This window comes from Streptomyces viridochromogenes (assembly GCF_001270495.1).
In the GTDB taxonomy this organism is placed as follows: Bacteria; Actinomycetota; Actinomycetes; order Streptomycetales; family Streptomycetaceae; genus Streptomyces; species Streptomyces viridochromogenes_A.
The window spans coordinates 12,643-37,046 of record NZ_LGUR01000210.1; the positions used below are offsets into that span (position 1 = coordinate 12,643).

24 protein-coding genes are annotated in these 24,404 nt (G+C 71.2%); 11 read left to right on the forward strand and 13 right to left on the reverse strand.

Translation table 11 applies throughout. The annotated features are described in order from the left end of the window. Window positions 1–127: 127 nt before the first annotated feature. The 6 genes from ADK36_RS27070 to rsmI form a co-directional block, all read right to left on the reverse strand. Window positions 128–1,042: a 4-(cytidine 5'-diphospho)-2-C-methyl-D-erythritol kinase gene (locus ADK36_RS27070; RefSeq protein WP_048584701.1), complete on the reverse strand. Its 915-nt coding sequence runs from the start codon at window positions 1,040–1,042 to the stop codon at window positions 128–130. Then, window positions 1,043–1,927: a 16S rRNA (adenine(1518)-N(6)/adenine(1519)-N(6))-dimethyltransferase RsmA gene (gene rsmA / locus ADK36_RS27075; protein WP_053199401.1), complete on the reverse strand. Its 885-nt coding sequence runs from the start codon at window positions 1,925–1,927 to the stop codon at window positions 1,043–1,045. Between the two features lie 71 nt (window positions 1,928–1,998). Further along, window positions 1,999–3,474: a resuscitation-promoting factor gene (locus ADK36_RS27080; protein ID WP_053199403.1), complete on the reverse strand. Its 1,476-nt coding sequence runs from the start codon at window positions 3,472–3,474 to the stop codon at window positions 1,999–2,001. A 141-nt stretch (window positions 3,475–3,615) separates the two neighbouring features. Then, window positions 3,616–4,497: a TatD family hydrolase gene (locus tag ADK36_RS27085; RefSeq protein WP_048584704.1), complete on the reverse strand. Its 882-nt coding sequence runs from the start codon at window positions 4,495–4,497 to the stop codon at window positions 3,616–3,618. 81 nt (window positions 4,498–4,578) lie between these two features. Continuing rightward, window positions 4,579–4,992: a hypothetical protein gene (locus tag ADK36_RS27090; RefSeq protein WP_048584705.1), complete on the reverse strand. Its 414-nt coding sequence runs from the start codon at window positions 4,990–4,992 to the stop codon at window positions 4,579–4,581. A 190-nt stretch (window positions 4,993–5,182) separates the two neighbouring features. Next, on the reverse strand, window positions 5,183–6,031 hold the full coding sequence (gene rsmI / locus ADK36_RS27095) for a 16S rRNA (cytidine(1402)-2'-O)-methyltransferase (RefSeq protein WP_048584706.1): 849 nt from the start codon (window positions 6,029–6,031) through the stop codon (window positions 5,183–5,185). 95 nt (window positions 6,032–6,126) lie between these two features. On the opposite strand from rsmI, the gene ADK36_RS27100 reads away from it, so the two are divergent. From ADK36_RS27100 to ADK36_RS27110, 3 genes are all read left to right on the forward strand, one after another. Beyond that, window positions 6,127–7,869 carry a dolichyl-phosphate-mannose--protein mannosyltransferase gene (locus ADK36_RS27100; RefSeq protein WP_048584707.1) on the forward strand — a complete coding sequence of 581 codons (1,743 nt, stop codon included), beginning with the start codon at window positions 6,127–6,129 and terminating at the stop codon, window positions 7,867–7,869. 637 nt (window positions 7,870–8,506) lie between these two features. Next, entirely contained in the window at window positions 8,507–10,147 is a 1,641-nt protein-coding gene (locus tag ADK36_RS27105) for a penicillin-binding transpeptidase domain-containing protein (RefSeq protein ID WP_048584708.1), read from the forward strand. A gap of 158 nt (window positions 10,148–10,305) precedes the next feature. Beyond that, window positions 10,306–11,988 (forward strand): penicillin-binding transpeptidase domain-containing protein, encoded by a 1,683-nt coding sequence (locus ADK36_RS27110; protein WP_053199405.1) that lies wholly within the window; start codon window positions 10,306–10,308, stop codon window positions 11,986–11,988. Window positions 11,989–12,012: 24 nt separating this feature from the next. Here the strand turns inward: ADK36_RS27110 and ADK36_RS27115 are convergent, their stop codons facing one another. Continuing rightward, window positions 12,013–12,393, reverse strand: a complete 381-nt coding sequence (locus ADK36_RS27115; protein WP_048584710.1) for an SsgA family sporulation/cell division regulator — start codon at window positions 12,391–12,393, stop codon at window positions 12,013–12,015. A gap of 182 nt (window positions 12,394–12,575) precedes the next feature. On the opposite strand from ADK36_RS27115, the gene ADK36_RS27120 reads away from it, so the two are divergent. From ADK36_RS27120 to ADK36_RS27145, 6 genes are all read left to right on the forward strand, one after another. After that, window positions 12,576–13,634, forward strand: a complete 1,059-nt coding sequence (locus ADK36_RS27120; protein ID WP_048584711.1) for an energy-coupling factor ABC transporter permease — start codon at window positions 12,576–12,578, stop codon at window positions 13,632–13,634. Window positions 13,635–13,637: 3 nt separating this feature from the next. Then, entirely contained in the window at window positions 13,638–14,399 is a 762-nt protein-coding gene (gene cbiQ / locus ADK36_RS27125; protein ID WP_048584712.1) for a cobalt ECF transporter T component CbiQ, read from the forward strand. Next, window positions 14,387–15,199, forward strand: coding sequence for an energy-coupling factor ABC transporter ATP-binding protein (locus ADK36_RS27130; protein ID WP_048584713.1), 813 nt, complete (start codon window positions 14,387–14,389; stop codon window positions 15,197–15,199). The genes cbiQ and ADK36_RS27130 overlap by 13 nt, the downstream gene beginning before the upstream one ends. After that, on the forward strand, window positions 15,196–15,660 hold the full coding sequence (locus tag ADK36_RS27135) for a MarR family winged helix-turn-helix transcriptional regulator (protein WP_048584714.1): 465 nt from the start codon (window positions 15,196–15,198) through the stop codon (window positions 15,658–15,660). The genes ADK36_RS27130 and ADK36_RS27135 overlap by 4 nt, the downstream gene beginning before the upstream one ends. Before the next feature lie 106 nt (window positions 15,661–15,766). Further along, a complete protein-coding gene (locus tag ADK36_RS27140) occupies window positions 15,767–16,216 on the forward strand; it encodes an organic hydroperoxide resistance protein (RefSeq protein ID WP_048584715.1) in 450 nt (149 codons plus the stop codon). 36 nt (window positions 16,217–16,252) lie between these two features. Then, the gene (locus ADK36_RS27145) at window positions 16,253–17,410 is read left to right on the forward strand and encodes a serine hydrolase domain-containing protein (protein WP_048584716.1); all 1,158 of its coding nucleotides are present in this window, start codon (window positions 16,253–16,255) and stop codon (window positions 17,408–17,410) included. A gap of 6 nt (window positions 17,411–17,416) precedes the next feature. On the opposite strand, the gene ADK36_RS27150 is transcribed toward ADK36_RS27145, so the two are convergent. Beyond that, window positions 17,417–17,692: a DUF1876 domain-containing protein gene (locus ADK36_RS27150; protein WP_048584750.1), complete on the reverse strand. Its 276-nt coding sequence runs from the start codon at window positions 17,690–17,692 to the stop codon at window positions 17,417–17,419. A gap of 234 nt (window positions 17,693–17,926) precedes the next feature. On the opposite strand from ADK36_RS27150, the gene ADK36_RS27155 reads away from it, so the two are divergent. After that, window positions 17,927–19,399, forward strand: coding sequence for a purple acid phosphatase family protein (locus tag ADK36_RS27155; RefSeq protein ID WP_078916524.1), 1,473 nt, complete (start codon window positions 17,927–17,929; stop codon window positions 19,397–19,399). Window positions 19,400–19,645: 246 nt separating this feature from the next. After that, window positions 19,646–19,930 carry a hypothetical protein gene (locus ADK36_RS27160; RefSeq protein WP_048584717.1) on the forward strand — a complete coding sequence of 95 codons (285 nt, stop codon included), beginning with the start codon at window positions 19,646–19,648 and terminating at the stop codon, window positions 19,928–19,930. Window positions 19,931–20,091: 161 nt separating this feature from the next. Here the strand turns inward: ADK36_RS27160 and ADK36_RS27165 are convergent, their stop codons facing one another. The 5 genes from ADK36_RS27165 to ADK36_RS27185 form a co-directional block, all read right to left on the reverse strand. After that, entirely contained in the window at window positions 20,092–20,937 is an 846-nt protein-coding gene (locus ADK36_RS27165) for a DMT family transporter (RefSeq protein WP_048584718.1), read from the reverse strand. Next, window positions 20,934–21,452, reverse strand: a complete 519-nt coding sequence (locus ADK36_RS27170) for a YbaK/EbsC family protein (protein ID WP_048584719.1) — start codon at window positions 21,450–21,452, stop codon at window positions 20,934–20,936. Before ADK36_RS27170 ends, ADK36_RS27165 begins: the two co-directional genes overlap by 4 nt. 45 nt (window positions 21,453–21,497) lie before the next feature. Further along, window positions 21,498–22,250, reverse strand: coding sequence for an HAD family hydrolase (locus tag ADK36_RS27175; RefSeq protein ID WP_053199414.1), 753 nt, complete (start codon window positions 22,248–22,250; stop codon window positions 21,498–21,500). Window positions 22,251–23,271: 1,021 nt separating this feature from the next. After that, on the reverse strand, window positions 23,272–24,072 hold the full coding sequence (locus ADK36_RS27180) for a trypsin-like serine protease (protein WP_048584720.1): 801 nt from the start codon (window positions 24,070–24,072) through the stop codon (window positions 23,272–23,274). After that, window positions 24,069–24,404 (reverse strand): CU044_2847 family protein, encoded by a 336-nt coding sequence (locus tag ADK36_RS27185; RefSeq protein ID WP_234329892.1) that lies wholly within the window; start codon window positions 24,402–24,404, stop codon window positions 24,069–24,071. Before ADK36_RS27185 ends, ADK36_RS27180 begins: the two co-directional genes overlap by 4 nt.

A 24,404-nucleotide genomic window follows, 5' to 3' on the forward strand; every position in this document is an offset into this window, starting at 1 on the left:
GGGCACATCACGGCCCGGCGATTGAAACCTCAAGCGACCCTAACGGTCCCACCCGCCCCACGTGTACTGCGAGCGCAGTACATTCGTGTGGAGATCGGGCAAAGAACGTCTCCTTATGAGTGCGGCGTTACGCTCCCGTGATCCGCACGACCGTGGCGCCCGGCGCGGGCCCGGACGCCGTGCGCACCGCACGACACGTGCCGGACGACCGCAGGGTCTCGGCCACCTTCGCCGCCGACTCGGGGTCGCGGGCGAGGAACGCCGTCGTCGGGCCCGAGCCGGAGACCAGCGCCGTGAGCGCACCGGCGGCGCGGCCGGCCGCGAGGGTGTCGGCGAGTTCCGGGAAGAGGGAGAGGGCGGCGGGCTGCAGGTCGTTGGAGACGGCGGCCGCGAGCGCGTCGGGGTCGCCCTTCGCGAGGGCGTCGAGGAGCGGCTGGGAGGCGACGGGCTCGGGGATGTCGGTGCCCTCGCCGAGCCGGTCGAACTCCCGGAAGACGGCCGGGGTGGACAGACCCCGCTCGGCCATCGCGAAGACCCAGTGGAAGTCACCGCCGACGTCGAGCGTACGGAGCTTCTCGCCCCGCCCGGTGCCGAGGGCCGCGCCGCCGACCAGGCTGAACGGCACGTCGCTGCCCAACTCGGCGCAGATGTCGAGGAGTTCCTCGCGGCTGGCGTGCGTGCCCCACAGCGCGTCGCAGGCGAGCAGCGCACCCGCGCCGTCCGCGCTGCCGCCCGCCATGCCGCCGGCGACGGGGATGTCCTTGGCGATGTGGAGGTGCACGGCCGGGTCGATCCCGCGGCGCTCGGCGAGCGCGATCGCCGCCCGCGCGGCCAGGTTCGTGACGTCGAGCGGGACCTGGTCGGCGTCCGGCCCCTCGCACGTCACGCGCAGTGCGTCGGCCGGGGTCACCGTGACCTCGTCGAACAGGCCCACGGCAAGAAAGACATTGGCCAGGTCATGGAACCCGTCGGGGCGGGCGGCGCCCACCGCGAGCTGGACGTTGACCTTGGCGGGGACGCGGACGGCGACGCTCGCGCTCACTTACTCGGACTCCTTGTCCTGGGCGGCTTCCTTGTGCTCCGCGATGCGCGCGAACTCCTCGACCGTCAGGCCCTCTCCGCGTGCCTGGGGGGAGACGCCGGCCGCGACGAGGGCCGCCTCGGCGGCGGCGGCCGAACCCGCCCATCCGGCGAGCGCGGCGCGCAGCGTCTTGCGGCGCTGGGCGAAGGCCGCGTCGATGACGGCGAAGACCTCGCGCCGGGAGGCGGTGGTCTTCAGCGGCTCCGCGCGCCGGGTCAGGGACACCAGCCCGCTGTCGACGTTGGGGGCGGGCCAGAAGACATTGCGCCCGATGGCACCGGCCCGCTTGACCTCGGCATACCAGTTGGCCTTCACGGACGGCACGCCGTACACCTTGGAGCCGGGCGGGGCGGCCAGCCGGTCGGCGACCTCCGACTGCACCATGACGAGGGTGCGTTCGATGCTCGGGAAGGTCTCCAGCATGTGGAGCAGGACCGGGACGGCGACGTTGTAGGGGAGGTTGGCGACCAGGGCGGTGGGCGGCGGGCCCGGAAGCTCCTCGACCTGCATCGCGTCGGAGTGCACCAGCGCGAAGCGGTCGGCGCGCTCCGGCATGCGGGCCACCACGGTCGCGGGCAGCGCGGCGGCCAGGACGTCGTCGATCTCGACGGCGGTGACGCGGTCGGCCACCTCCAGCAGGGCGAGCGTGAGGGAGCCGAGTCCCGGGCCGACCTCCACCACCACGTCGTCGGGGCGGACCTGCGCGGTGCGGACGATACGGCGGACCGTGTTCGCGTCGATCACGAAGTTCTGGCCGCGCTGCTTGGTGGGCCGCACGCCGAGGGCGGCCGCGAGTTCACGGACGTCGGCGGGGCCCAGGAGGGCGTCGGGGGTGGGGCTGCTCACCCGACAAGGGTACGGGCGTCACGGGCGGGGCCTGCGCAGTCGGGCTCGGCCGGGCACGGAACGCCGCCCGCTCACCCGTGCAACCGGTCCCCGCAGTGCGGCCAGGGGCTCGCGCCCTGTCGCACGTAGAGCTTCTTCGCCCGCATGGTCTGCTCCCCCGCCGGCGCGTCCTGCGGGCGCCCCTTCCCGCCGAGGTTGCGCCAGGTCTGCGTGTCGAACTGGTACAGCCCCCCGTACGTCCCCGAGGAGTCCACCGCGTCCGGCCGCCCTCCGGACTCGCACGCCGCCAGCCCCTGCCAGTCCAGACCCCCGGCGGCGTCCACGGACGTCGGCAACGGCTTGGTGCCGACCTTCACCACCTGCGTCCGCGGCTCGCGCACCACCTCGGACCGGATCCGCCGCGGCTTCTGCTTGACGCCGTTGACGGTGCGCAGTGAGTACGTGATCCGCCGCAGGCCCACCTGCCCCGCCCGCTCCACGACCTCCGTGCCCTTGAACACCGAGGGATCCTCGATCCGCTCCACGGCGAACTGGATCGCCTCGTCGTGGATCTCCCTCCGGCCGGTGATCCGCAGGACGGTGACCGCCTGTCCGTCGCGCGGAAAGCTGTCCAGCGGGACGGAGGTGGTGTCCTGGCCGCGCAGGGTGATGCCCGCCTGCTCCACGACCTCGCTCACGGTCGCGGCGTTCGTGCGGATGGTGCGCGCACGGCCGTCCGCCATGATCGTCACGGCGCGCTCGGTGCGCACATCCAGCGCGAGCCCTTCGCGTCCGATGCGCCGGGAGCGCGAGGTCGAGACGTACGCCCCCTCGGCGCGCACCCCGATCTGCCGGAGGGCCGCCTCCACCGTGCGTTCCGTCGTCCACACCTCGCGCCGCTGACCGTCGAGGGTGAGCCGCACGGGGCGCCCGTAGCGCACCGCGACCTCGTCACCGCTGGTGAGCGCCTCGTCGGCAGCGGGCGACACGACGTCGTGCGCGCCCACCTCGACGCCCTCCTCGTCGAGGAGTTCTGTCACGTCGTCCGCGAAGGTGTGCAGGGTGCGCGGCTTGCCGTCGACGTTCAGCTCGATCGCCTTGTCCTTGGCGACGAAGGCGCTCGTCCCGCCCGCGAGGAACGCGACGACCAGCGCCTGCGGGACGAGGCGGCGCATGGGCCCGTCTCCCCGCTCGGCGAGCCGCGCCCTGCGCCGGTGCGCGGCGCGACGGCCGCTCCGGGGGCGCGGAACAGGCTCGCGCGCCGTCTCGGGTCCGTCATAGGCGGGGCGGTACGTGTCCTCGAAGGCGCCGTGGGCGCCGTGGGCACCGTACGCGTCACGCGCCCCGTATCCCCCCGGGCCTCCGTATCCCTCGTAACCCCCGTATCCGTCGTAGCCCTCGTGGACACCGCGCCTCTCGTAACCGGGCGTGTACGTGTCCGTCCGCGTCTGGTGCGGCGTCGGCACCCCGTACGCCAGCGTCTGAGCGCTGTGCGGGTCGAAGCCGCCGTACCCCGGCGGCTCGTGGGCCGGGCTCGGGCCATACGTCTCGAACTGCGCGTTGCTCACGACGACACGCTCCAGCGGAGGGGTCCGTTTAGGGCCCCCAGAACCTAGCGGAGCGGTGATTACTCTCCAAAGCGACGCGACTACGCACAGTCGCGGCCGGTTCGAGGTGAACCCCCGCAAGCGTTATCCGGCGGTTATCCGTCAGTAGCCGAAGGCATGTGCCGTGTTCGCCGCGAGGGCCGTCGCCAGCGCGTCCTCGTCGATGCCCCGCACCGCGGCCATGGCGCGCACCGTGATCGGAATGAGATACGGCGCGTTGGGCCGTCCGCGGTACGGCGCCGGCGTGAGGAAGGGCGCGTCGGTCTCCACGAGCAGCAGCTCCAGCGGGGCCACCGCCACCGCGTCCCGCAGGTTCTGGGCGTTCTTGAAGGTGACGTTGCCCGCGAAGGACATGTGGTAGCCGGCGCGGGCGCACACCCGCGCCATCTCCGCGTCTCCCGAGTAGCAGTGGAAGACGGTCCGCTCGGGCGCGCCCTCCTCCTTCAGCACGCGCAGCACGTCTTCGTGGGCGTCGCGGTCGTGGATGACGAGGGCCTTGCCGTGCCGCTTGGCGATCTCGATGTGGGCGCGGAAGGACGCCTCCTGCGCCTCCTTGCCCTCGGGCCCGGTGCGGAAGTAGTCGAGGCCGGTCTCGCCGACGCCCTTCACCTGAGGGAGTGCGGCAAGGCGGTCGATCTCCGCGAGCGCCTCGTCGAGCGCCCGCGCACCCCCGGGTTCGCGCGCCCCCTGCCGTGACCAGCCGTCGGGGTCCCCGTGCACGATCCGCGGCGCCTCGTTCGGGTGCAGGGCGACGGTCGCGTGCACGGCGTCGTACCGCGCCGCCGTCTCGGCCGCCCACTGCGAGCCGCGTACGTCACAGCCCACCTGCACGACCGTCGTCACCCCGACCGACGCCGCCTTGGCCAGACCCTCCTCCACCGTGCCGGACTGCATGTCCAGGTGGGTGTGCGAATCGGCGACCGGCACCCGCAGGGGTTCCGGGAGCGGCGGGGCGGCGTGCTTGTCGGCGGTGTTCGAAGGCATGCCCCGATCCTACGAAAGGAGCATGCCCTCGAACGGAACAGCCGGCTTCGAGCGGGCCGGCCTTCCCGGCCGGCGCTCGGCTCAGCTCGCCTTGCGGTGGTGGAAGACGTGCAGGAGATCGGACAGATGCCAGTGGTGGTGCGGCTCGGCGTTCACCGACTCCGGGTCCGACCCCGGCTCCGCCTTCGACTGGCCCGGGATCGGGCGCCTGCCGTGCAGGGAGTTCTGCACCGAGGACACCTGCCCGGGGCGCATGATCCGGACGACGTGGCCGTCGCAGTTCTGGCACGTGGGGCGGCTCAGCGGGGAGGGAACCACCTGGCCGTCCGCCACGTACATGACGAACTCATGGCCGTCGCCGTCTATGTGGTGCTCTATCTCGTACGACTGCTCCCAGCCATGCCCGCAGCGCATGCAGGCGAACGAATACGACTCGTGGACGACGGCGGTCGCGGCGCTGCGAAGGTCCGTGGTCTGCTGTGCGATCTCACTCATGCCAGCTCCTGTGGTCCGCTGGTGGAACGGGTTGCGTCCCACCACCCAGTGGACTCCTCCGCAGGAGCGAAGGCACGCCATCTGTCCACTGTTGGGGGCGACTTGGACGTTCCTTGCCGAAAGGCCCGGGTCCCTTTACCCCCGCATGGGGCGCACGCTCATGCGATATACACCCTGCTCACACGGCGTTTCACGCCCCCGCGTTCTTCGCCGCCACCACGGCGTCGAAGACCTCCCGCTTCGGCACCCCGGCGTCCGCCGCCACCGCCGCGATGGCCTCCTTGCGCCGCTCACCCGCCTCTTCGCGCACGCGAACCCGGCGCACCAGCTCGGCGGCGTCGACCTCCTCGGCCCCCTTCTCCGGTGCCCCCTCGACGACCACGGTGATCTCCCCGCGCACCCCCTCGGCCGCCCACGCCGCGAGCTCCCCCAGCCCACCCCGCCTGACCTCCTCGTACGTCTTGGTCAGCTCCCGGCACACGGCGGCCCGCCGCTCGGCGCCGAAGACCTCGGCCATCGCGGCGAGGGTGTCGTCGAGCCGGTGCGGGGCCTCGAAGTAGACGAGCGTCCGCCGCTCCCGCTCCACCTCCCTGAGCCGCGACAGCCGCTCCCCCGCCTTGCGCGGCAGGAAGCCCTCGAAGCAGAACCGGTCGACGGGCAGCCCGGACAGGGCGAGCGCGGTCAGCACCGCGGACGGCCCCGGCACCGCGGTGACCTTGATGTCCTTCTCGACCGCCGCCGCGACCAGCCGGTACCCCGGGTCCGACACCGACGGCATCCCGGCGTCCGTGACGAGCAGCACCCGCGCCCCGCCGAGCAGCTCCTCCACCAGCTCCGGGGTCCGCGCGGCCTCGTTCCCCTCGAAGTACGACACGACCCGGCCCTTGGGCGTCACCCCGAGCGCCTGTGTCAGCCGCCGCAGCCGCCGGGTGTCCTCGGCGGCGACGAGATCGGCACCGGCCAGCTCCTCCGCGAGCCGGGGCGGCGCGTCCGCGATGTCACCGATGGGGGTACCTGCCAGTACGAGGGTTCCAGTCACGCCCCCCATCCTCGCAGGGACCGCCGAAGCAACGCTTCCGCGCCCTTACCCCACATGCACGGGACTCCCACAGAACGTTTCCCTACGATGGCGCGGTGACCAGTACCGCGTCCTCCACGGACACCCGGCAGGGCCAGGCGACCCACGAGCAGCGACAGTCGTGGCAGCAGCGGCTGCGCCGATTCGGCTACACGGCGGCGCCCAGAAGCGACGTCCGCGACCGGCTCGTGCCGCCGTATGTCCAGCCCAGCCCGCGGATGTGGCAGTTCCTCGGCGCCTCACGGCCGCTCGCCGAGCGGATCGGACGCTGGTCGGGCTGGGGCGGTCCGCTGCTGGTGACCCTGCTCGCCGGGCTCCTGCGGTTCTGGAACCTGGGCAGCCCGAAGGCGGTGATATTCGACGAGACGTACTACGCCAAGGACGCGTGGGCGCTCGTCCACCGCGGTTTCGAGGTCAACTGGGACAAGAACGCCAACGACCTGATCCTCAAGGTCGGCGACCAGGTCCCGATCCCGACGGACGCGGCGTACGTCGTCCACCCGCCGGTCGGCAAGTACGTCATCGGGCTGGGCGAGCTGATGTTCGGGTTCAACCCGTTCGGCTGGCGGTTCATGACGGCGCTGCTGGGCACGCTGGCCGTCCTGATGCTGTGCCGCATCGGCCGCCGTATCTTCCGCTCGACCTTCCTCGGCTGCCTCGCGGGCACGCTGATGGCGGTGGACGGGCTGGCCTTCGTGATGGCGCGCACCTCGCTGCTCGACGGGGTGCTGATGTTCTTCGTGCTGGCGGCGTTCGGCTGCCTCGTCATCGACCGGGACAAGGCGCGCGCGAAACTCGCGGCGGCGCTCCCGGCGGACGCCGACGGCCGGGTCCGCCCCGACGCGCACCTCGCCGAGACCCTGCGCCTGGGCTGGCGCCCCTATCGCTGGCTGGCCGGTCTGATGCTGGGCCTGGCCATCGGCACCAAGTGGAACGGCCTCTACTTCCTGGTCGCGTTCGGCCTGATGACGGTGGTCTGGGACGTCGGCGCCCGCAAGGTCGCCGGTGCCCACCGCCCCTACACGGCGGTCCTCAAGCACGACCTGGGCTTCGCCTTCCTGGCGACCGTGCCGGTGGCGATCTTCACCTACATCGCCTCGTGGACCGGCTGGATCCTCTCCCCGACGGACGGCACCGGCGGCTACTACCGCAACTGGGCGAGTGCCGACGGCCGCGGCAGCAGCTGGTCCTGGCTGTTCCCCGACTGGTGGCTGAGCCTGTGGCACTACGAGCACCAGGTGTACAAGTTCCACGTCGGCCTGTCGTCCCCGCACACCTACCAGTCCAACCCGTGGAGCTGGATCGTCACCGGCCGCCCGGTGTCGTACTTCTACGAGTCCCCCGCCCCCGGCAAGGACGGCTGCCCCGTCGACGCGGGCGAGAAGTGCGCGCGCGAGGTGCTGGCGCTCGGTACCCCGCTGCTGTGGTGGGTGGCCGCCTTCGCGGTCCTGTACGTCCTGTGGCGCTGGGCCTTCCGCCGCGACTGGCGGGCCGGGGCCATCGCCTGCGCCGTCGTGGCCGGCTACTTCCCCTGGTTCCTCTACCAGGAACGCACCATCTTCTTCTTCTACGCCGTCGTCTTCCTGCCGTTCCTCTGCCTCGCCGTGGCCATGCTCCTGGGCGCGATCATCGGCCCACCGGGCTCCAGCGACACCCGCCGGGTGGCCGGCGCCACGGGCGCGGGCGTGCTGGTGCTGCTGATCGCCTGGAACTTCATCTACTTCTGGCCGATCTACACGGGGACGGTGATCCCGCTGGACGGCTGGCGGTCGCGGATGTGGCTGGACACCTGGGTATAGCCCTTCCCTTGTCGGCGGCCTGCCGCACGGCGATCATCGCCGCGACACCGCTCAGCAGCCCACCGAAGCCGGACGCCCCGGACACCACGACCGGCAAGATGCTCGGCGAGGCCGGCGCACTCTCCTCAGCTGCCGTCTCTTCCTCCGGGGCCTCTTCCGCCCCTGTGTCTTCCTCCGGCGCCTCCTCCACCGGCGCCTCTTCCACCGGCGCCTCCTCCTCGGGTGCCGGCGGTTCCCCGCCCCCCTCAGCCGGTGGCGCGCTCTCGTGATGTCCGCTGACGGGAGTGCGGGGGCCGGAGCGGTCCTCCGCGACCCACACCAGGAACGAGCCGAGGCAGAGGGCGAACAGGGCAGCGGTGGCGATCAGCCATAGCACCGGGGCACGGGCCGTGACGGGTCGACGCATGGGGCTCACTCCTAGGCTCAGCGGGTGCCACACGTCCGTGGCAACCCCTGCCTCCATTGCGCCGCGGCCGTCGATTCGCGTCACGGCACTGCATTTCGGGGCTTGACAAAGACCAACATGTCGTTCGTTCAGCCAAGAATCGGTCACTCATTCGGACAACAAAAGAAAACAGCTTCCCCAGCTATCACCCACGCCACTTACAGTGCGGTGGACGAAAACGGGGAGGGGACCATGCCCAAGGGGGTCAAAGCCACCGTCATAGGTGGGGTGTTCGCGGTGATGGTGGGCGGTGCCGGATACGGCGCGTACAACATCATGTCGGCACTGAACGGCGGCGGGGCGACCGGCCAGGGCGGGCCGGCGCCGGTGCGGTCCGGGCCGCCGAGCGCCGAGGAGGTCGAGGAGACCACGGCGAAGTTCTTCGCGGCCTGGGAGAAGGGGGAGGCGGCGCGGGCGGCGACGTACACGAACAACGACGCGGCCGCCGAGTCGGTGCTGACGGCGTACAGCGGGGGCGCCCACATCACCGGCGTGAAGATCACGCCCGGCAGGGCGACCGGCACCGCCGTGCCCTTCAGCGTGAGCGCGAAGGTCACCTACGAGGGGAAGTCCAAGCCGCTGTCCTACAAGAGCGAGCTCAAGGTGGTGCGCGGCCTCACCACCGGGCGGGCCCTCGTCGACTGGCAGCCGACCGTCATCCACCCGCAGTTGAGGAAGGACGACACCCTCGTCACCGGCGAGGCGAAGGCCCCGCCCATCGAGGCCGTCGACCGCGACGGCACCGTGCTGACGAAGGAGAAGTACCCCTCCCTCGGCCTGGTCCTGGACACCCTGCGCGACAGGTACGGCAGCAAGGCGGGCGGCTCCCCCGGCATCGAGCTGGCGATCCGGCACGCCGACGAGTCGCCGGACACCTCGCTGCTGACCCTCGCGAAGGGCAGGCCCGGGAAGCTGGAGACGACGCTCAGCGCGCCCGTGCAGGCGGCGGCCGAGAAGGCGGTGAAGCAGTACGGCCAGTCCTCGGTGGTGGCCGTCAAGCCGAGCACCGGCGAGGTGCTCGCGGTGGCCAACCACCGTGACGACGCCTTCAACGCGGCCTTCGAGGGACGCGTACCGCCCGGCTCCACGATGAAGATCATCACCTCGGCGATGCTCATCGACAACGGTGTGACCACGATGAACGGGCCCGCGCCCTGCCCGGACACGGCGCTGTGGCAGAGCCAGACCTTCAAGAACCTCACGGGCCTGAAAGCCGACGAGAGCGCGAACGCCACCCTTGCCAACGGCTTCATGCGCTCCTGCAACACGGCCTTCATCAAGCTCGTCGACGAGGAACCGCTCACGGACGCCTCGCTGACGACGGAGGCCGAGAAGCGGTTCGGGCTCGGCGGCGACTGGAAGACCGGCATCGCCTCCTTCGACGGCAGCGTCCCCGCCTCCACCGGCCCGGACCGCGCGGCCAACGCCATCGGCCAGGGCCAGGTCCAGATGAACCCGCTGAACATGGCGTCGGTCACGGCCACCGCGATCACCGGCACGTTCCGGCAGCCGTACCTGGTCGCGCGCGAGCTCGACGACCGGCCGTTCGCCACCGCCGACGGCCTGCGGGCGAGCACCGTCGCCCAGCTGAAGCAGATGATGCGGCTGACCGCGACCTCGGCCCAGGGCACCGCCGTGCGGGCCATGTCCGGGCTCAGCGGCGACATCGGCGCCAAGACCGGCTCCGCCGAGGTCGACGGCAAAGCCACCTCCGACAGCTGGTTCACCGGTTTCCGCAATGACGTGGCGGCCGCGGCCATGGCCGAGCAGGGCGGCCACGGCAGCGACGCGGCGGGGCCGATTGTCGCAGCCGTGCTACGAGCGTCCGGCTGAACTTATGCCCCGCGGCACGGGACTCTAGGGTGGTCGCCGTCGTTGGTATGCGGGAGAGCCTGTGAACAGACCCCGCAGCGCAGGCGGGGGCCTGTTCACAGGCTCTCAGGTCGGCGGGGCGGCGGGGGCTCCTGGAATACGCGAGGGAACGGAAAGCAGTGGGCAACAGAGGGCGCGTCGCTGAGCGACGGAAGACCAACCCCGCAGTGCTCGGCGGGATGATCGCCGTGGTCGTCGGCGGCGCCGGGTTCGGCGCCTACGCGCTGTTCGGCGGCGGGGCCGTCGCCGACAGCCGTGCGCAGTCGACGTCGGCGAGCGCCGACCACAAGGCGAAGGACGTCAAGACCGGCCCTCTGTCGGCGACCGAGGTCACGACCGCGGCCCGCGAGTTCCTCACCGCCTGGCAGCAGGGCAAGGTGACCGAGGCGGCCGCCGCCACGGACGACACGACGGCCGCCCAGGCCCTGCTGACCGGCTACACCAAGGACGCCCACATCAAGGACGTCACCCTCACCGCGGGCCCTCGCACCGGCGACAAGGTCCCCTTCTCCGTGAAGGGCACGGTCGCGTACAAGGGCACCACCAAGCCGCTGGCCTACGACAGTTCGCTGACGGTCGTGCGGCGGGCCGAGGACGGCAAGCCGCTCGTCGAGTGGCACTCCGCGATCGTCCACCCCGACCTGAAGGACGGCGACACCCTCGTCACCGGCGAGTCCGGCACCCCGCCGGTCAAGGCGCTCGACCGGGACGGCGGCGAGCTGACGGAGGACGAGTACCCGTCGCTGGGCTCGGTCCTGGACGGGCTGCGCGAGAAGTACGGCGAGAAGGCCGGCGGCAAGGCGGGCGTCGAACTCCAGGTGATCCGGGGCAAGGACTCCCAGAAGGCCGAACTGTCCGACAAGACCCTGCTGGAGCTGAGCAAGGGCACGCCGGGCGAGGTGAAGACGACGCTGAGCCCGGCGCTGCAGGCCGCCGCGGAGAAGCAGGTCGCCGCCAAGGCGAAGGCGTCGGTGGTCGTGCTGCGCCCGTCGACCGGCGAGATCCTGGCGGTCGCCAACTCCTCGCACGGCTTCAACACGGCCTTCCAGGGCTCTCTCGCCCCCGGCTCCACGATGAAGGTCATCACCTCGACGCTGCTGATCGAGAAGGGACTGGCGTCGGCGGACAAGGAGCACCCCTGCCCGAAGTACTTCACGTACGGCGGCTGGAAGTTCCAGAACGACGACAAGTTCGAGATCAAGAACGGCACGTTCAAGACGAGCTTCGCCCGCTCCTGCAACACGGCCTTCATCAGCCAGGCCCCCGAGCTGGACAACGACAGCCTGACCAAGCAGGCCCAGCAGGTCTTCGGTCTGTCCATGAACAACTGGTCCGTCGGCGTCCCGACCTTCGACGGCTCCGTCCCGGTCCAGTCGCAGGCCCAGATGGCGGCCTCGCTCATCGGCCAGGGCGGCGTACGGATGAACCCGCTGAACATGGCGTCGGTGTCGGCGACGATCAACACGGGCACCTTCAAGCAGCCCTATCTGGTGGCCCCGTCGGTCGACGACCGCACCCTCGCCACCGCCTCCCGCACCATGTCGCAGACCACGCTCTCGCAGCTGCGCGAGCTGATGTCCTACACGGCGGCCTACGGCACGGCGGCCGAGGCGATGTCCGGGGTCACCGGTGACGTCGGCGCGAAGACCGGCTCGGCGGAGGTCGACGGCCAGAAGAAGCCGAACGGTTGGTTCACCGCCTACCGCAACGACCTGGCGGCAGCGGGTGTGGTCCAGGCTGGCGGCCACGGCGGCGACACGGCGGGACCGATCGTGGCGGAGCTGCTGAAGCTGGGCGGCTGAGCCTCAGCGTCACCCAGCTGAGGCTCACCGGCCGAGCTGGGCCTCTCGTGCCACGGGTGCGGCGGCGGCCAGATAGGTCCGCCGCAGAAACCTCATCAGCGCCTTCGACTCGAACTGCACCACCGACACGCCCTGCGCGGAGTGGAACTCCACCACGGCCTGCACCCGGCCGCACGGCCACACCCGTATCTCTCCGCTCCCCGCAGGGGCACGCAGTCCCTGTTCCAGCAGGGACCGCGAGAAGGTCCACTCGTGGGCCTCGCGCCCGGGCAGCCGGACGCGCACCGCGCGCGGATCGGTGTCCGGGTCATAGCGCAGGACGACCGGAACGGCGTCCTGTTCCTCCGCCAGGAGGTCCGCGTCCGTAACGATATGGGCCCGTGCGTACTGTTCGACTACAGACATCGGACGCCCTCTCACCCTGCGTGACCTGTGCGAAAGCTGTGCCTTCGCCCCCCTCCAATGTCGCATATCTTCCCGAAAGCGCCCCTCGGGACGGGCGTATATCACATGTGCGATACACGGGACCAAATCCACGAGGCTATCGCTCTTGCAACCCGTTCGCATTAAGCCACTATCATCGAACGGTGCATGTACCTGACGGATTCATAGACGCCCCGACCTCCGCCGTGACCGGAGTGGTCGCCGCGGCCGCGGTCGCCGTGAGCCTGCGCGGCGCGCGCCGTGAACTCGACGAGCGGACGGCGCCGCTGGCCGGTCTGGTGGCGGCGTTCATCTTCGCGGTGCAGATGCTGAACTTCCCCGTCGCGGCCGGGACCAGCGGACATCTCCTGGGCGGCGCCCTCGCCGCGATCCTCGTCGGCCCCTATACCGGCGCGTTGTGCATCTCCGTCGTCCTGCTGATGCAGGGCATCCTCTTCGCGGACGGCGGCCTCACCGCGCTCGGTGTGAACATCACCAACATGGCGATCGTCGGCGTCGTCGTCGCCTATGTCGTCTTCCGTGGCCTGGTGAAGGTCCTGCCGAAGACCCGCCGCTCGATCACCGCCGCCTCCTTCGTCGCCTCGGTGGTGTCCGTGCCGGCCGCGGCCCTCGCGTTCACGCTCCTGTTCTGGATCGGCGGCACCACCGACGTCTCGATCGGCAAGGTCGCCACCGCCATGGTCGGCGTCCACCTGCTGATCGGCATCGGCGAGGCGGCGATCACCGCGCTGACCATCGGGGCCGTCATCGCCGTACGGCCGGACCTCGTGTACGGCGCCCGTGATCTGCGGCAGCCGCTGAAGCTGCGGGTCGGCGGCGAACTCGTCGACGCCCCGGCGCCCGAGGCCGCGCGGCCGGTCGCGGCCCGCACCTCCCGCCGCACCCTGTGGATCAGCGGCCTGGTCACCTCGCTCGTCCTCGCCGGGTTCGTCAGCTTCTACGCCTCCGCCAGCCCCGACGGCCTGGAGAAGGTCGCCGAGGACAAGGGATTCGCCGAGTCCGCGGAGGAGCACGCCAATGCCGACTCGCCGCTCGCCGACTACGGCGTGAAGAACATCGACAACATCCGGCTGTCCGGCGGCCTCGCCGGGACGATCGGCGTCGGCGCGACCCTGGTCGCGGGCACCGGCGTCTTCTGGGCGGTGCGCCGGCGTCGTACGGACGAGGCGGCCGACGTGTCGCCGACGAGCACGAGCGTCTGACTCATGGGCGCCGGGCACGCGCACAGGCTCTACCGGCACGGGCACTCGCCCGTGCACGGCCTGCCGCCGCACACCAAGCTCGCCGCCACCTTCGCGTTCGTGGTGGTCGTGGTGTCGACGCCGCGGGCGGCGATGTGGGCGTTCGGCCTGTACGCCGTGCTCCTCGCGCTCGTCGCGTACGTCGCGCGCGTGCCCGCCGGGTTTCTGCTCAAGCGGCTGCTGATCGAGGTGCCGTTCGTCGCGTTCGCGGTGCTGATGCCGTTCGTGGCGGAGGGCGAGCGGGTCGAGGTGCTGGGCATGTCGCTGAGCGTCAGCGGACTGTGGGGCGCCTGGAACGTGCTCGCGAAGGGCACCCTGGGCGTCGCCGCCTCCGTGCTCCTCGCCTCCACCACCGAGCTGCGTGAACTGCTCCTCGGCCTCCAGCGCTTGAAGCTCCCGCCGCTTCTGGTGCAGATCGCGTCCTTCATGATCCGCTACGGCGATGTCATCACGGACGAGATGCGGCGGATGCGGATCGCACGCGAGTCACGCGGCTTCGAGGCGAAGGGCGTGCGGCAGTGGGGCGTCCTCGCGAAGTCGGCGGGCGCGCTGTTCATCCGGTCCTACGAGCGCGGCGAGCGCGTCCATCTGGCCATGATCAGCCGCGGGTACGCCGGTTCGATGCCGGTGATCGACGAGGTGACCGCGTCCCGGGCGCAGTGGTCGTACGCCCTCACGCTCCCCTTCGCCGCCCTCGTCGTCTGTCTGCTGGGATGGTCGTTGTGACGGAACCGATTCCCTCCCTGGAAGTGGCCGGTCTGGCCTTCGCCTACCCCGACGGCCACCAGGCCCTGTTCGGCGTGGACTTCTCCATCGCGCGGGGTGAGCGGGTCGCGCTGCTCGGCCCGAACGGCGCCGGCAAGACGACCCTCGTGCTCCACCTCAACGGCATCCTGACCGGCGGTACGGGCACCGTGCACGTCGCCGGGCTGCCCGTCGGCAAGCAGCACATGGCCGAGATCAGGCGCCGGGTCGGCATCGTGTTCCAGGATCCGGACGACCAGCTGTTCATGCCGACGGTCCGCGAGGACGTGGCCTTCGGTCCCGCGGCGGCCGGGCTCAAGGGGCCGGAGCTGGAGGAGCGCGTCGACCGGGCCCTCGACCGGGTCGGCATGGCGGAGTTCAAGGACCGGCCCCCGCACCACCTCTCCTTCGGCCAGCGGCGCCGGGTCGCGGTGGCGACCGTACTGGCGATGGAGCCGGAGATCCTCGTCCTCGACGAGCCCTCCTCCAACCTCGACCCCGCCTCCCGACGCGAACTGGCCGACATCCTGCGCTCGTTGGACGTCACCGTCCTGATGGTCACGCACGACCTGCCGTACGCCCTGGAGCTGTGCCCGCGCTCCCTCGTTCTCAGCGAGGGCGTGATCGCGGCCGACGGGAAGACGGCGGAGCTGCTGTCCGACGACGAGCTGATGCGCGCCCATCGCCTGGAGCTGCCGTTCGGCTTCGATCCGCGGTCCGTGATGGGGGTGCCCCCGCGCGAGCCGGGCGAAGCCGCTTCGAGCGTGAGGGAGGGCGCGTGACGAACGAGGAGACCAAGGGCTCGCTGTTGCTCGACGAGCAGCTGTGCTTCGCGCTGTACGCGGCCCAGCGCGCCGTGACGGCCGCCTACCGCCCGCTTCTCGACGAACTCGGCCTCACCTACCCGCAGTACCTCGTCCTGCTGGTCCTCTGGGAGCGCGGCGAGATCACGGTGAAGGAACTGGCGGCCGCCCTTCGGCTCGATTACGGCACCGTCTCCCCGCTGCTGAAGCGGCTGGAGGCGGCGGGGCTGGTGCGGCGGGAGCGGTCGGCGCGGGACGAGCGGTCGGTGCTCGTCGCGGTCACCGGGCAGGGCGCGGCGCTGCGGGAGCGCGCGGAGTGCGTACCGGGCACGCTGCTCGCGGAGACCGGGCTCGACGGCCCGGAGATCGAGCGGCTGCGCGAGGAACTGTGGCAGCTGGCGGCGAAGGCGACGGCCGTCGCCGACCGCGCCGCCCGCTGATCTCGGCTTACCAACGGTCACGACCCCCTGGTAACAGCAGTCCCATACCCGCCAGTACCTTGTGCACGATGTACTTGCGTACGTTCTTTTTGGGGGAGGGCCAACCATGAACGACGAGGACACCGCCGTCGACACCCGTCCGACGAAGATCACATACGTCGCCGAGGCCACCGCGCACGGCGGCCGGGACGGCTACGTCACCAGCCAGGACGGCCAGATCGAGCTGAAGGTCGCGATGCCGCCGGCGCTCGGCGGTGACGGCAACGGCACCAACCCCGAGCAGCTGTTCGCCGCCGGCTACAGCTCCTGCTTCCACAACGCGCTGATCCTGGTCGGCAACCGCGAGGGCTACGACCTCACCGGCTCCACGGTCGCCGCGAAGGTCGGCATCGGCCCCAACAAGCACCGCGGCTACGGCCTGGCGGTCGCCCTCAGCGTCTCCCTGCCGGTGCTGGACGCGGACCTCGCGGCGAAGCTGGTGGACGCGGCGCATGAGGTGTGCCCGTACTCGAACGCGACCCGGGGGAACATCGACGTCACCATCCTGCTTGGGTAGAAAGGCACCCGCACCAGGCAGGACGAGGAGACGGACGTGGACGTGAACGGCACAGTGGCCGAGGGCTTCGAGCCGGTCAGGGAGGCGTTCGCACGGAACTTCGGCACGCTCGGGGAGCGGGGGGCGGCCGTCGCCGTGTACCGGGACGGGCGCAAGGTCGTCGATCTGTGGGCCGGTACCAAGGATGTGGACGGGACCGAGCCCTGGGAGCAGGGGACCGCGCAGGTCGTGCGGTCGGCCACCAAGGGCGTCGCCGCCGCCGTACCCCTCATTCTCCAGCAGCGCGGAGAGCTGGACCTGGACGCGCCGTTGGCCGTGTACTGGCCGGAGTTCAAGGCTCACGGCAAGGAGCGGCTGCTGGTCCGGCATGTGCTGAACCACCGCGCAGGGCTCCCGGTGCTCGACCGCCCGCTCACGCCCGAGGAGGCGCTGGACCCACGTCTCGGCCCCGAGGCGGTGGCCGCGCAGGCGCATGCGTGGGAGCCGGGCACCGACCACGGCTATCACGCGCTGACGTACGGCTGGCTGCTGGACGAGCTGGTGCGGCGGGTGACGGGGCGGTGGGCCGGGGAGTGGCTGGCGGCGGAGGTCGCCGGGCCGCTGGGCCTGGATCTGTGGCTGGGGCTGCCGGAGTCGGAGGCGGGACGGGTGGGGCGTACCGGGCGGGTCGAGGGGCCCGAGCCGGTCGGCGGGCTGCGGTCGCGGCCGAAGCGGTCGGTCACCGAGGCCTACGACGACCCGGACTCCCTGACCCGCCGCGCGTTCGCCGCGATCACCCCGTTCCCGGACCAGAACGACCCCGCCTACCTCGCCGCCGCGCTCCCCGCGACGAACGGCATCGCGACGGCCGACGGTCTGGCCCGCTTCTACGCGGCGCTGATCGGCCAGGTCGACGGCGTGCGGCTCTTCGACCCGGAGACCGTGGAACAGGCTCGCGCCGAGGAGTCGGCGGGCCCGGACCGCGTCCTGGTCGTCAACACCCGTTTCGGCCTCGGCTACATGCTCCACGGCACCGCGTCCCCGTTGCTCGGACCGGGCTCTTTCGGCCACCCCGGCCGCGGCGGCGCCCTCGGCTTCGCCGACCCCGAGTCGGGAGTCGCGTTCGGCTATGTGACGAACGGCTTCCGCAAGACGGTGACGGCGGACCCGAGGGCGCAGGGGTTGATACGGGGGTTGCGGGCGGCGCTGGCGTAAGGGCGCTCACACGTGAATCGGATGCGAGGTCCGCCCAGAAGCCTGGTCGATCTCGCTGTGCGCCTTCGTGAGCATCTGCATCGCCAGCTCGTTCAGCGCGCGCGCACCGGCGATCTCCTCACCGACGCGCGGCTGATTCGCGTCCGTGTGGTGCCGTGAGGCGTGCCCCTGGGCCCGTACCTCGGTGCCGTCGGGGAGGCGCACCATCGCGACCGCCCTGGTGTGCGTCTCGTCCTCCTGGAACTCCAGCTCGACATGCCATCCCACTGTGGTGTGCATCATGACGATCACCTCCGGAAGTCCTGCTTCCAGGGTGCGCCTCGGAGGGCGCCGCCGACCAGTCAGAGGAGCAAAGACGGCAACTCGGGATCAGTGAGACTCGGCACACTCCCTTCGGTGACCGCCTTCGCCCTGCTTCCATGGAGATGTCGCCTTCCACGGAGATGTCGCGCGCCGGACCTGGCCCCGCCGCCACCGCCACCTCCCCCGTTCACCGCACCGGGCCATATCGAGGACATGCGCTGCTGCTTCTCCGCCCACCTCCCCGCCCTCGCGGCACTGTCGGCCTTCCCCGGCCCCTGCGAGGTGCTGCGCTCCGGCGCCCGGCTCGCCCCCGCCCTGCTGCGGTCGGCGTCCGCCGCCATGCAGCGGGCCCGCTCCCACCACCCCGACGACCTGATCGCCGTCAACCTCGAACTCGTCACCCTCACCGAGGACAGCGCGGTCATCACCTGGTACACCGGGATCCCCGGCACCGATGACGGCCTGGGGCATCCCCTCCCCGCGCTCACCGAGGGCGAGATCGTCTACGGCACCCATCCCTCGCGGCTCAACCGCACGGCGTCCGAGGGCCGTCCGACCGCCCATCACCAGGTCGAACTCACGGACCTGGAGCCGGGGCAGACGTACTACTACCAGGCCCGCTCCCGGGGCACGGCCGCGACGCCCACCCCGCTGCATCTCGTGCGCGGCAACGCGGTGGGCACGTCGACGTTCGGGTTCGGCGCGAGCGGCGGACCGTACTGCTTCACCACCCCCCAGCCGCCGCCCGGCCGGCATCTGCTGTCGGTCGCGCTCTGCAACGACCTGCACCTCGGCGAGACGACCGCGGGGCTCGTCGGCGGCTTTCCCCTGCTGCGCGGGGTGCCGCAGCAGCCGGGGCGGGCACCGTATCCGGAGCTCATGAGCCGCGCCCTGGTCGAGGAGGCCCGGCGGCGCGGGGCGGACGTACTGCTGGCCGGGGGCGACATCTCGGCGGGCGGCGGGGCGCACGACCTCGGCGAGGCCCGGCGGATCCTGGACGGGTTCGGTGCGCACGGGCGGGACTACTTCGTCGTACGCGGCAACCACGACCGCTCCCGCGACAACGCCACCTTCCACGCCGCGTTCCCGGCCGACGGCGGCGGGCCGGGGTACTTCGCCCGGGACCTCGGCGGGCTGCGGATCATCGGCCTCGACACCTACGTCAAGACCGGCAACGGCGCCGACGCGGGCGGGCTCGGGCCCGAGCAACTGGCCTGGCTCCGGGGGCGGTTGAGGGAGGCCCCGGAGCAGCCGACGCTGGTCTTCGGCCACCATCCGCTGACCGTGCGGGACTCGGTCTTCCCGGTGACCCGCGGCCAGCAGCTGGAGCGCCGCCAGGCCCGTGCCGTCGTCGACGCCTACGCGTCCGCGCCGGGCGTCTTCCTCCACCACGCGGGCCACACCCACCGCAACAAGCGCACCGTGCTGTCGCGGGCGCCGCACGTCACCCAGCAGGAGGTCGCCGCCGCCAAGGAGTACCCCGGCGGCTTCACCCTGCTGCGCATCCACTCCGGCGGTTACGCCCTCAACCACTACAAGGCCGGTGACCTGGCGGCCCGTCAGTGGAGCGAGCGCAGCCGCCGGGTCGCCGCGGGCCTGTGGCCCCACCACGCCCTGGGCCGCTCGGTCACCGACCGCAACAGCGTGACGGCGCATGACCTGTCCGGGGTCACGGGGCACGGGTAGCGCGCGACTTCAGGCGTCCGGTTCAAGGCGTTCAGTTTCAAGCGTTCAGTTCAAGCGTTCAGTTCAAGTGTTCGGTTCAGGCGTGCGGTTCAGGCGTTCGGGCGCCCGCGGCAGCATCATCCCGGCGGTAGATCGCAAAACTCGGCGCGCCAGAGGATGATTTGGGGCATTTCCTACTTAATCTCCCTTAATCGTAAGGAGTCGCTCCTTCACGCATCGCATCCACCTCACTCCACCGGAGATGACATGCACAAGCTTCGCAAGGCCGCGGTCCTGGTCGCCGCCCTCACCACCGTCGGCCTCGTGGGCGCGGGCACCGCGCAGGCCGACCAAGGCCCCCGAGGCAACGACGTCAAGGTCCAGCAGAGCACCACCTGCAAGTCCCACGACCTGAACCTCGACATCCTCGGCGTGGTCGGAATCCTCAACGGCCTCCTGGGCAGCGGTGTCAACGGCGAGGGCGACGCGGGTGCCCAGAGCACGCACCTCGGCTCGACGATGGGCTGCAACAACGCCGCCTTCGGCAAGTGACCGTCTGACTGTTGAGGAAGCCCCGGCCGTTGGCCGGGGCTTCCTCAACTCGCACGCTGCTGTGCCGGCGGTGGCTCCAGCAACAAGGGCAAGGGCAAGGGCCCGGGGGCGTGAGGTCGGTGAGCGGCGTGGTGGTCGGCGGACGAGTCGTCGTCGTGGCGTCAGCCCGCGTGCAGCATCAGCCCGATCCCCACGACCAGCAGTCCCGCCGCCACGATGCGCGGCGCCCCGAAGCGCTCCTTGAAGAACACGGCGCCTATCGCGGCGCCCACGATGATCGAGGACTCCCGCAGGGCGGCGATCGGCGCCAACTCGGCCTTCGTCTGCGCCCACAGGACCAGTGCGTACGCGGCGAAGGACAGCGCTGCACCCAGCAGTCCCACCCCGGCGAACGGCCGCAGCACCGTGACCGTCTCCCGGCGCCAGCGCCAGCAGGCGTACGCGGGTACGGCGAACCCCTGCACCGTCATCAGCCAGGCGATATAGCCGAGGGACGACCCGGAGGCTCGCACCCCCAGCCCGTCCAGCACGGTGTACGCCGCGATGCTCAGCCCGGTCGCCAACGCCGCGCCGATCGCGGCCCAGTTGGGCGGGTTGCCGCGCAGACCCCACAGGGCGACGCCCGTGAGTCCCGCACAGGACAGGGCGATCCCGGCCGCCGCCCACCCGTCCGGCACCTCGTGGGCGACGAAGGCGGCGAGTACGGCGACGACGAGCGGCGCGCTGCCCCGCGCGATGGGGTAGGCCTGTCCGAAGTCGCCCAGCCGGAAGGACTTCATCAGCAGCGCGAAGTACACGACGTGGACGAACGCCGACGCGAGGAGATACGGCCACGCCTCCGCCGCCGGGAACGCCGCGAAGCACGCGAGGACCGCGCCGATCAGCGCCCCGCCGCCCCCGATGAGCGTGAACCCCACCAGTTTGTCGGTGATCCGGTGGGCGATGGCGTTCCAGCTGGCGTGCGTGACGGCTGCGAGCAGGACGGCGGCGGTGACGAGCGGCGTCACGAAGCCCGCGTCTGCTCGCGCACGTCCACCAGGGTGGCGCCGGCATGGGCGACGAGGTCCTTGGGCGCCATGGGGAACACGGCGTACGGATTCCCTGCGGCGGCCCATACGACGTCATGGTCGAGCAGCGAACGGTCGGCGAGCACGCGCGTCTTCGTACGGTGCCCGAAGGGCGGTACGCCGCCGATGGCGTACCCGGTGGTCTCCCGTACGACGTCGGCCTTGGCCCGCGTGACCTTCTGGACGCCGAGTTCCTTCCGGACGAGCTCCACGTCGACGCGCGACGCCCCGTCCATCAGGACCAGCACCGGCTCCCCGTCCGCCGCGAAGATCAGCGACTTGCAGATCTCACCGAGCTCGCACCCGATGGCCGCGGCGGCCTCAGCGGCGGTACGGGTCGCGTCCGGGAAGCGGCGGATCCGGGCGTGGAGGTCGGCCAGCCCCAGCTCACGCAGGGCTTCGGCGAAACGGGGGTGGGCTCCGAAGCCCTCGGACTCAGTGGCGGCTGTCGTCATGCACGGCACGCTAGCGGTGGGTGTACCGGGCATGCGACCGGGTTGTCAGGCGGACGAGCGGACGATCCTAAGCACCTGTTCCAGCGACTCGACGACCAGTCCGGCGCCGACGCTCCTGAGCTCCTTGGCCTTACGGGCGTTGCGCGCATACCCGAGGAAAGGAATGCCGGCCTGGAGGGCGGCTTGGCAGTCCGCGGGGGTGCTGCCGATGACCAATGCCTTCGAAGGACCGGCTCCCATCGCGTTCAGCGCCCGGTTGAGGCCGTACGGATTCGGCTTGAAAAGGTGCAGGTCCTGGGTGCGGCCGTAGACGTGGGGGAAAAAGCAGGACATCAGGCCCCGAGACTCGAGGTACTCGCCCACAACCCGTGGGGAGTTGTCGGTGGCGATGGCGAGCCGGGCGCCGACTGCGGTCCAGGTGCGGATCAACGAGTCCGCGTACGCGGTGGGCATCGCAGAGGCCACGGCCCTCAATTCCTCCCGGGTGAGCCGTTCCTCCAGCTCCAACACGAGGTCGAGGCTCGGATGCCGTCGCCCCACGGCAAGCAGGACGGCGTACGGGTCGGGTGTCTCCCGTTCCTCATCCGTCAGCAGGCCGAGCCGGCGCCGTGTATCCAGCCACTGCACCAGACGGTTCGCCACCCGATCCGCCGAATGCCCGGCGAACAGGCGGCAGATCGGCCCGTCGAAGTCCCAGAGCACGACACGGGCACGGGTGATGACCTCGCGCAGGCCCTCGTCCCGGTCGTGCGGAGTCCGATCCTCCGATACGGCGGTGAGCAGCGGGCTGGTGAACATCGCGGTCGCCTCACCCGCGTCCCCCGCCACCGGCTCCCGTGGCTGCGTCCTCGTACCGTTCGCCGCCGACTGGTGTCGCGCCTTCGCCCGTTCCGCTTCCTCCCGCCGGGCCAGTTCCCGCTCCCTGCGCCGGGCCCGTTCCCGGTGGTCCTGCTCCCGCCGCTCCTCGTCCGCTCTGACCTGGCTCGTGATCTCGTGGGCTTCCAGGAGCGCCTCGCGTGCGGCCCTGGCCTGGGGGTGCCGTGCCCCGAGCAGGCTCGCGGACCGTTGGGCCGTCACGGCGAGGGCGTCGGTCAACCGCTCCTGGGCTGCCAGGTCATGCCGCGCCACGGCCTCCGCGTGCTTCGCCGCGGTCATGATCACGAGGGCTTCCAGCGCCCGGGGATGGTCGTTCCCCCAGCGGTCGATCTGCCGACCGCAGAGGTCCACCAGTTCCCGCACCAGGTCGAGGCCCCTGCCCCAGGTCTGTAGCGGCCGCTCGATCAGGAACAAGGTATGGGCCGACCGCATCCGCACGTCGAGCCAAGCCGCCGAGCCATCGGCCTGAGAAGCAAGTCGCGCGGCCCGTTCGGCGTGTTCCCGGGCGGCAGCCCGCCCTCGCAGCCGGACGAACACCGCGCCGAGTTGAGTGAGGGTGTGGGCCTCCTCAAGGGGCGTTCGGGCGGCCTTCAGCGCCCCTCGGAGAGCCCAGCGGGCGTCCCAGTCGTGTCCGCTCTCGGCAAGGACGGTGGCGATCCGGTTGTGGACCGGGCACCGGTGTTCCACGGGAACGCGTTCCTCGTTCACCCATTGGTTGATCGTGTCCAGAGCGACCCCGTACTCCCGCTCGGCCGCGTCGCCGAGCTCACGCAGCAGGGCAAGGAAATACGACATCTCAGCCGCGTCCGCGGGGGTGCTCAGCAACTGCTCGTCCTCGGCAAGCCGGTCGACCTCGTGCCGCAGCAAGCCAACGGCGTCCAGGGATCCCCCGACCGCCCTCTCGGCCAGATCGATCCTGCGCGGCCACGGCAGTACGGCGCTTTCAGACATCGGGGTCGCCTCCCAGGGCGCGGTCGCCGAACTTCCGCAGTGTGCGGCCGCGCTGCTCCTGTGCTTCCTCCGGCGTGATGTAGCCGGCTTCCTCCCACTGACGCAGCGCCCTCAGTACGACTTCGACGTCCCGTACCGCGTTCCGCTCGGGCATCTGCTCGGCCGACTCGCAAGGCTCCGTGGGATCGTGGCCTCCGTTCCGCAGGGAGTCCACGCTGAAGTGCGGAAACAGGTCCATGGCATGTCGTACGGACGCGGCGATGAGCACCTCGCTTCCCTGGGCGGGGTCCGCACGGCTGTACTGCTGCTCCATGAGGATGCCCACCACGCCTGGATCGGTGTCCACGGGGCTGCCCGAGTACCCCGAATAGTCGCCCAGCCCCTGTTCCACGGTCAGCTGAATCCCCGTGAACTCGCCGCCCTCGACGCTGCGGTAGGTGATCGGCGCGTGCGACACGCGTCCGCTGAGCTGTGTCTGCTCGTCCGGCGGACAGTAGGTGCCGCGCCATCGCGCGTCCGGCCGTGGCCAGTCCGTCGGCGGGGCGATGGGCAGGTCGTACCGGCGGGCGTCCTCGATGTGGATGAGGGCGAGGTCCCTGTCCTTAACCGAGTCGCACAGCCGGCCCGTCACCGCGCGCCCGTCCGCCAGTTCGAGATCCAGGCGTCCGTACTGCACGCGTGCTTCCCGGAGGCAGTGCATGGCCGTCAGCACGTAGACGCGGGTCAGGAGGAGCCCGGCACCCAGGAATCTGCCGCCCTCACTGATCCGCACCCAGTAGTGGCCGTCGGTCACGGCGCGCCCGAGGTCCGCTCCACCGTGAGCGTCACTTCGAAGGACGCCTCCGCCGACGCCTTGGAGAGGATGACACCGGCCTCGGCGGCCAGCGTGATCCCGAAGGTGACCTCCGCGCTGGTGACGGCCCAGCCGTGCCGCTCGGGAACCTGGGCGAGCGAGTCCTGCGCGATGGTCGACGCCTGCCGGATGGCGTCCCGCAGTTCGTCCTGGCGGTCGGCCAGGGGCGCGGACTGGCGTGTCCTCGCGCCGATCTGCCGCGCTCCGTGCCCGTTGACCTCGACGGTCTCAACTCGCACCAGGGGCAGGTCAGTTACCGGTTGCTCCGTCAC

What these genes read in the sequence shown, in the direction of transcription:
- ADK36_RS27085 (WP_048584704.1), bottom strand. Translation starts at nt 4,497, where the DNA reads ATGCCTTCGAACACCGCCGACAAGCACGCCGCCCCGCCGCTCCCGGAA.
- ADK36_RS27090 (WP_048584705.1), bottom strand. Translation starts at nt 4,992, where the DNA reads ATGAGTGAGATCGCACAGCAGACCACGGACCTTCGCAGCGCCGCGACC.
- ADK36_RS27105 (WP_048584708.1), top strand. Translation starts at nt 8,507, where the DNA reads ATGCCCAAGGGGGTCAAAGCCACCGTCATAGGTGGGGTGTTCGCGGTG.
- ADK36_RS27115 (WP_048584710.1), bottom strand. Translation starts at nt 12,393, where the DNA reads ATGTCTGTAGTCGAACAGTACGCACGGGCCCATATCGTTACGGACGCG.
- cbiQ (WP_048584712.1), top strand. Translation starts at nt 13,638, where the DNA reads ATGGGCGCCGGGCACGCGCACAGGCTCTACCGGCACGGGCACTCGCCC.
- ADK36_RS27130 (WP_048584713.1), top strand. Translation starts at nt 14,387, where the DNA reads ATGGTCGTTGTGACGGAACCGATTCCCTCCCTGGAAGTGGCCGGTCTG.
- ADK36_RS27140 (WP_048584715.1), top strand. Translation starts at nt 15,767, where the DNA reads ATGAACGACGAGGACACCGCCGTCGACACCCGTCCGACGAAGATCACA.
- ADK36_RS27150 (WP_048584750.1), bottom strand. Translation starts at nt 17,692, where the DNA reads ATGATGCACACCACAGTGGGATGGCATGTCGAGCTGGAGTTCCAGGAG.
- ADK36_RS27155 (WP_078916524.1), top strand. Translation starts at nt 17,927, where the DNA reads ATGCGCTGCTGCTTCTCCGCCCACCTCCCCGCCCTCGCGGCACTGTCG.
- ADK36_RS27160 (WP_048584717.1), top strand. Translation starts at nt 19,646, where the DNA reads ATGCACAAGCTTCGCAAGGCCGCGGTCCTGGTCGCCGCCCTCACCACC.
- ADK36_RS27170 (WP_048584719.1), bottom strand. Translation starts at nt 21,452, where the DNA reads ATGACGACAGCCGCCACTGAGTCCGAGGGCTTCGGAGCCCACCCCCGT.
- ADK36_RS27175 (WP_053199414.1), bottom strand. Translation starts at nt 22,250, where the DNA reads ATGTTCACCAGCCCGCTGCTCACCGCCGTATCGGAGGATCGGACTCCG.